This is a genomic window from Elusimicrobiota bacterium, assembly GCA_041660185.1.
In the GTDB taxonomy this organism is placed as follows: domain Bacteria; phylum Elusimicrobiota; class Elusimicrobia; order 2-01-FULL-59-12; family 2-01-FULL-59-12; genus JBAZWU01.
The window spans coordinates 46,618-53,522 of the sequence record JBAZWU010000012.1; the positions used below are offsets into that span (position 1 = coordinate 46,618).

Genomic DNA, 6,905 nt, shown 5'->3' on the forward strand with positions numbered 1-6,905 from the left:
ACTAGTCCTCCCACCAAGCCCGGAAGAGCTCCGGGTTTTGAAAACGCTTTTCATCTGCCGTCACATCAATGGCTCCGTCATAAATGATGAATTCCGGCGCCTCGGCTTCCGGGACGTGGTACTCGAATTCGGTTCCACGGACAGCGCAGACAGCCGTCGGAGACGTAAAGGTCGGTTCGGGGCCTGCGGTCCCGGCCGGCCGCCGGCCATAGAGTCTGCCGCGCCACAGGCCGTAGAGCGGATGGCCGTCCTTATCCTGGCGCAGTTGAAGAACGGATCCCGGCGCCAACAGGGCCGCGATTCCTCCGGAGAGCTCGAGCGCCACCGGAGCCGCATCCGCCCGGACCAGATCATCCGCTTTAAAGAGCTCGCCGGTTGGGGCCGTTTTCCAAACACCCCCGGGGTGCTTCACTCGCGCGGAGCCTTCTCCCAACTTTGCGAAGGTGCCGCCGGGTAACGACTCCGCTGCTGTCGAAGGCGCCAGACCCGCCCACCAGGCGGTTTGCCGGGCGGCATCCGCCGCTCCGGGCCGCGCCGTGAACTCCACATGGCCGTCCACCGCCGTCAACTGGGTCGCTGTCCCGGAACTGGTCTTGAGCGAGAATTCCGTTCCGCGCACCGCGCAGACCGCGGCGGGGGTGCGGACTTCCATTTTCCTCATGTATTGCTGGATCTTATAAAGGATGCTCCCGTAGAGCTGTTCTCCAAAAATGCCGGGATCCGCCGAAAGCGTAAACCCGGCCGAAGGCCCGAGCTCCATCAGGCTCCCATCCGGCAGACGGAGCCGCACGTGACCGTCCTCCCGTGTGCGGATCGAATCTCCCGGGTGCAGAACCACCTCACCCGCTGGAACGTCCCAGCCGCTGCCGCTGCCTTTGCGGCGCCATTCAACGGTTCCCCGCTGTTCCTCGAGGGCGCCCTGGCGCATTTCGTCGCGCTTCGTCGCGATCTCCCGGGCGCAGCGCTGCGCCTTTGTAATCTCGTTGAGGAGGCGATTCTGCGCCGCTTCCTGGGCGCGGTCATACGCCGCGAGTTCTTCCTTTTGTTTCCGAAGCTGAGACTGGATCGCGCGGACCTCCGCCACTTGAGGCGATTTTGGCTGAGACTGCAGGATGGCGCGTTCGGTGTCGGACGCTTCCGCCAGCTGCCGGTCGAGTTCCGCGAGGTGCGCCTGGCGTTTCGTGTGCGCGTCGCTCTCTTCGACAAAGCTTTTCCGGAGTTCCTCGGCCTGGCGGGAGTGGCGCTTGAACGCCGCCATCACGGCCTTGACGTCGCCCGCCTCGGCAGCCGTGAGGCAGGATCCGGCGCCGGCATCAATGACGCCGGTGGTTGATTCGCTGGATTTTTCGTAGGTCGTTCGCGGGCCCATGCCCCGTTTTTCCGCCTGAACACCGGCGGTTGTAAAAATACCCGCCGCCAAAATCATGAGCACCTGCCTCTTTCGCTGAATCATCGGGAATCCTTTCCAGGGGCTTTCATTAATTCGTCGGTCTTCCGGCCGGCCGTGTCAGCGGCGTCGCGCAAGGCTTTGAGCCGCGCGGAGTAATCCACCGTCGGCGTCCGGCAATAATCCGAGACGCTCATCAACGCATCGGCCGCCTGCGACTCGCGCTTGGCTTCTTCTGTAAAACGTTTTGCCTCCGCCAATGCCGCCGCGCTCTGGCTCCGGGCCTGCCGGAGCTTCAGGTCTGTTTGCTGTTTCCGTTGTTCCTCCTGAGTGAGGCGACGGCGAACGGATTCAAGATCGGACTGCGCCGCGCGCACCTCCTGCACCGTTTGCACGGCCGCGCGGCCCGCCTGCGCGCAGGACTGATAATACTCATTCACGAACTGCCTGTTGCTGGTGTTCACGTCCCGTATGAATTGACTCGAGGGGCCGCTGCCCGGAGAGACCGACACATCGGGCGGGGCTGGGCAGTTCAAAACCGGCACGCTGCAGCTTTGGGGAGTATCCGCGCAGCGCGCCAGACTTCCGGAAAACTGGCTGAGGCTCGACAGCACACGCTCCACGTAATTCAGCGCGCGGCTGGAACCGGTGTCCATGGCCTGCGAGCGCGAAGCGGCAAAGCGGGACCGGGCGGTCTGGACAGCGCTTTCGGTCTGCCGCGCCGACTCCCGCAGCTGCTTCTGAAGGCTCGTCAGCCGTGTTTCTTTGAGCTGCTGATCGTTCCGGAGCTGGCGAATCTGCAGTTCCATCCGGGAGGATTCCTGAGCGATGAGCTGCGCCTGCCGGTCGAACTCCCGTGCACGACGATCCTGTTCCGCCGCCTGGGTCGCAGCACGCTTGGCAGCGGCGCAACGGACATCGGCCTGGGCATGCTCGCCTCCCGCGGGTTCCGCTGATACGAGGACCGGCGTCAGAAGCACGAGGCCCGTCAGGCGGGCGGCGGCTCGCTGGAAAGGCGGCATACTACGAGAGGCGCTTCTTCGCGGTAGCGAGATACTCGCGGTCCTGCAGGATGGTCTTACGCAGTTCTTCGGACATCAGAAGCAGTAACCGGGCGTTCGCCAGGCTCTGAAGCTTGTTGTAGGCAGCCGTGAGCCGGTTGCCGTCGTCCTCGTAGGATTGGGCTTTCATTTCAAGCGGGCCGGCGTTTTTTTCCGCCTGCATCTCGCCCTGGCTGGCCGCCATCTGGGATTCGGCGGAACTGCTGGCATCGAGGTTTTGATTGGCCGACATGAGCTTGGACGTCAGGCCCAGCGTCGCGCTCTGGCTGGGCGTCGGCATCGGACTGACCGCCCCCAGCATGCCCATCAGGCCGCCCAACAGCTCGTTGGTCCCCTGTGACGCGGCCGCGCGCGCCTGCACCGCCTGGGTGGTGGCGTTCGCCTGCGCGCGGTAGCCGCCCGCCTGCTGGCGCAAATGATTCGCTTCGGCGTATTTCTTCTGCGCCGCTTCGCGCAGAAGGTTAGCCTTGCGTTGCAGCGTGTCGGCTTCCTTCTTGAGTTCCTGGATATCCAGTACGGGAAGATCGGCCAAAGCATCCCCTCCGGACGGGGCCGTCAAATAAGGAGTCTCCTCAGCCGCCAGAGGGAAAGGCGGGCACACCAGCGAAGCAGCCAGAAGAAGAACAACCCTCGCGATCGGACGTCGAAAAATCATGGTCAGGACCTCCATCAGGATTCAACCTTCAGCAACGACATTAAATAGAAACGGACCGCATCGGCCTGTCCGGCCTGTGTCCGGAGGAGCTTCGCGGAGGTATCCGCGTGGCTGGCCGCCGCAGCGGCCAAAACCTCCAGACGTTCCTTGGCCCGCATGGCGGTGGCCGAACCCTTCTCCGCCAGGCCCAGGTCAACCCCTCCCAGCGCCCCACCCCCGAGCACTCCCTCGGAGAGTTCGTCGGATTCAAGCTGCTGCGCCAGTTGATCGGCGGCTTTGGACGACCGCTTGACGAGATCCGCCCGGTCCTGCATCGTTTTGACGCGGCCGGCGAAGGCCTCGAGATCCTCGCGCCCATGAAGGAGCAGGCGTGCCGCGCGCGCGGCCGCGGCCTTATTCTCGGCGTCCAGTGTTAGCCCGGGAAGCCCCGCACACTCCGGCGGCATGGGGGAATCATTATTTCTCAAACCATTCATATGCTCCCGCCAGGCATCGATCTCAAAATCCGCCCCCCCTTTCCGGATACGGCTGGCCAGGATCACGGAGCATCCCTGCCGTTCCAGCGCGGGATCCTTGGCCGCCGCGTCTTTGAGAGCGGCTTTCGGATCAAACGCCCCCGGGTCTTCGGTACCGGAAGGTTCTTGTGATTTCTCCAGAAGCACGCGAGCCTCATCGGAACGGGATCCCTTTGGATAAAACTGCAGGAAGGCTTGATAAGCCAGGGGATGGCTCATTTTGCTCACAGCCTCGAAACGCTTCTCCATCACCAGAGCCTGAGCGTCTGCCGCGTGAGACGATGCCGGATATTTCCTCAGAAAGAAAACCAGCTGGAGAAGGTCGCCGCTGGAACGCGCGGCGTCCCACTCCAAAGGCTCCAATTTCGCCCGAACCTGCCCGGCGCGTTCGAGCGTTTTCTTCGATGGATTTTTCACCTGCGTGCGGACATAAGCCAGGTAGGCGGTGCTGTCGGAAACGGAAAGGGGCTTTGCGGTCGCCGCGCTGATCCGCTCTTCGACTTCAGACTTGCGGGATGAGGAGGGATTGGCGCGAAGAAAATCCAGATAGGCGGAGACGGTATCGGTCCGCCGCACCGCTTCCCAGCGGGCCTCCTCCGCGTGGGCGCCGCTCGGATACTGGCGCATGTAATTGGCATAGTCGCTCGGCGCGTTGGAATCCCGCGCGACCTGCCAGGCCAGCTGTTCCTGCGAAGCGGTGCAGCCGATCAGGCCGCATCCCAATCCGAATCCGAACCACCACCCGCAACGCTTCCGGCATGACTTCATGATCCCTCCCTCAACGGTTTTCCAGCTTGTCGAGTCCAAGGATGCCTGATATCGTGCTGATTTTCAAGGAACAAAAAAGCATTAGATCCCTTTCCTAAACGGCCCTCCCCGCGTACCAATAAACAGCAAAATAATGCAGAACCGTTCCGGTCATCACGAATAAATGCCAGATGAAGTGGCTGTATCGCATACGGGAATCGAGCGCGTAGAACACAACACCTCCGGTATAGGCCAGGCCTCCCAGAAAAATCCAAACAAATTCCATGTGCGAGAGGCGGAGCCAGAGCGGACGAACCGCAATCACAATGACCCAGCCCATCAGCAGATAATGCGTCGTTGAAATAACAGGGTGGCGTACGCCGCTAGTCAGTTTGAGGACCACGCCCATCAGAGCCAGGGCCCAGGTGAGGCCAAAGAACGTCCACCCCCATGGACCGCGAAGGATGCCCAGCGTGAAGGAAGTATATGTCCCGGCAATCAGATAAAAAATGGCGATGTGTTCGGTAATCCGGAAAACATGTTTCGCTTTTCCCTTGGGCAACGCGTGATAGAGCGTAGAGGTGAGATACAAGAGCACAATCGTTGATAGAAAAATGGAGTTGGCTACGAGAAAAACCCTGTCTCCGGTTCGCGCGGTCTGCTGAAGGAGAAACGGAATTCCAATCAGAGCGGCCAAAAGGCCTATCCCGTGGCTGATGCTGTTGGCGATCTCCTCTCCCGATGATTGATCCCGATTTTTGTTAATACGACTCCTAAAATTAAAAACCCGACCAGGCATTTCCTGCGAGATCCGCGTGGGTGCAGTGGATATAGACATGGCCCCAGCAATTATTATTGGCGGCATCGTAATAAAAGATCTGATCTGGAACATCCGTCACCACAGGCGGACAGGCCGCCTGCGTCGTGTTTCCTTCACTGTTGGAGGCGGGGTGTCCCGTATTTCTCGCGGTGGCCGGGAGCGTGATGGTGGGAAGAGCGGAAAGATATTTTTGACCGGATGTGAGAGCGTCTTTCAGCGCCGTGTCGGTGGCCGAAGGCGGCGGATAGAGCCCCTCATTATCGGCGTAATAGATCGAAATGGCGCTGCGCAGATCTCCTAAGTGTCCTTTGGCGGTGGCTTCTTGTGATTTCGCGATCATATTAACGAACTGCGGGATCGCGACAGCGGCCAGGATTCCGATGATCGCCACAACGATCATCAACTCGATCAACGTAAAACCGTTTGTTCTTCGCGTCAAAATCATTTCTCCGGAAGCATTTTATAGAGAGACATATGGGCGGTGAGGGATTTGAGCGCCACATTTCGAGCGCTCACCCGCCTGCTTTGTGGCGGGTGAACCCGTCGCCTAAAAAATTGGGCGGTAGAGGATTTGAACCTCTGACCCCCTCGGTGTAAGCGAGGTGCTCTAACCGCTGAGCTAACCGCCCGAAAGTCTGCTATGAGAGCGGTGCTCTAACCGCTGTCCCGTCCTCTATATGGCTCGCCAGAAGCGAGCTATATCGACGGGACTGCACCGACCCATAAGCCGCCTCTGGCGGCGAGTACAGGGGACGGTGCTGAGCTAACCGCCCGAGATTAAAGACCGGCTCGTTTCAGGAGTTCCCGCTGGTACCGCACATAGCGCCGGACGTCAAAGCAAGAATCCAGTTCCCGGCGGTCCAGATAGCGCGTGATCCGCTCATCGGCTTCGATCAGCGGGCGGAACCGCAACCCCTTCTGCCAGGCCCGCATCGCATAATCCTGAACGATCCGGTAAGCGTCTTCCCGGCGCAAGCCTTTGTCCACGAGCGCGAGCAATATCCGTTGAGACGCGATGATTTCCACGGTTTTGGACATGTTCCGCTTCATATTTTCGGGATAGACCTGCAGCCCCGACAAGACTTTATCCAACCGGGTGATCATGAAATCCAGAAGGATCGTCGCATCCGGCAGATTAACGCGTTCCACGGAAGAGTGGCTGATGTCCCGCTCATGCCAGAGCGCCACGCTCTCCAGAGAAGCCTGCGCATAACTGCGGATGAGCCGCGCCAGGCCGCAGAGGTTTTCGCTCGCGATCGGATTGCGCTTGTGCGGCATCGCGGAGCTGCCCTTCTGGCCTTTGGTAAAGGGTTCTTCAGCTTCGAGCACCTCGGTGCGCTGAAGATGACGAATCTCGGTAGCGATCCGCTCAAGCCCGGCCGCCACCACCGCCAGCTCGCAGAGGAACTCCGCATGGCGGTCCCGCGGAATGACTTGCGTGGCCACCGGCTCGGTTTTGAGCCCCAGTTTACGGCACACATACGCTTCGACGGAAGGATCGAGGTGAGCAAAAGTGCCCATGGCTCCGGAGAGTTTTCCCACCCGCACCACATCCCGCGCGTGCTTCAGCCGGTCCAGTGCGCGCGTCATCTCGGTGTACCACCCCGCCACTTTGATGCCGAAGGTGATCGGTTCGCCGTGAATGCCGTGCGAACGCCCCATCATCAACGTACCCACGTGCTTGCGCGCCAGATGTCCGATAGTGGCTCGCAGACACGAG

At 60.8% G+C, this 6,905-nt stretch carries 7 protein-coding genes and 1 tRNA gene; all 8 read right to left on the bottom strand.

Annotation, left to right across the window (positions count from 1 at the left end):
• Position 1 precedes the first annotated feature (1 nt).
• A complete protein-coding gene (locus WC859_09430; GenBank protein MFA5976366.1) occupies positions 2–1,453 on the bottom strand; it encodes a FecR domain-containing protein in 1,452 nt (483 codons plus the stop codon).
• Positions 1,450–2,409, bottom strand: a complete 960-nt coding sequence (locus WC859_09435; protein ID MFA5976367.1) for a hypothetical protein — start codon at positions 2,407–2,409, stop codon at positions 1,450–1,452. Before WC859_09435 ends, WC859_09430 begins: the two co-directional genes overlap by 4 nt.
• Position 2,410: 1 nt before the next feature.
• Positions 2,411–3,103 (bottom strand): hypothetical protein, encoded by a 693-nt coding sequence (locus WC859_09440; protein MFA5976368.1) that lies wholly within the window; start codon positions 3,101–3,103, stop codon positions 2,411–2,413.
• 14 nt (positions 3,104–3,117) lie between these two features.
• Complete coding sequence (locus tag WC859_09445; protein MFA5976369.1) at positions 3,118–4,386, bottom strand: hypothetical protein; 1,269 nt, start codon at positions 4,384–4,386, stop codon at positions 3,118–3,120.
• 94 nt (positions 4,387–4,480) lie between these two features.
• Positions 4,481–5,164 (bottom strand): hemolysin III family protein, encoded by a 684-nt coding sequence (locus WC859_09450; protein MFA5976370.1) that lies wholly within the window; start codon positions 5,162–5,164, stop codon positions 4,481–4,483.
• Complete coding sequence (locus WC859_09455) at positions 5,145–5,630, bottom strand: type II secretion system protein (protein MFA5976371.1); 486 nt, start codon at positions 5,628–5,630, stop codon at positions 5,145–5,147. Before WC859_09455 ends, WC859_09450 begins: the two co-directional genes overlap by 20 nt.
• 111 nt (positions 5,631–5,741) lie before the next feature.
• A tRNA-Val gene (locus WC859_09460) sits at positions 5,742–5,814 on the bottom strand.
• Positions 5,815–5,962: 148 nt separating this feature from the next.
• Positions 5,963–6,905, bottom strand: a 943-nt coding sequence (purB, locus tag WC859_09465; GenBank protein ID MFA5976372.1) for an adenylosuccinate lyase, incomplete at its 5' end; no start/stop codon positions are given.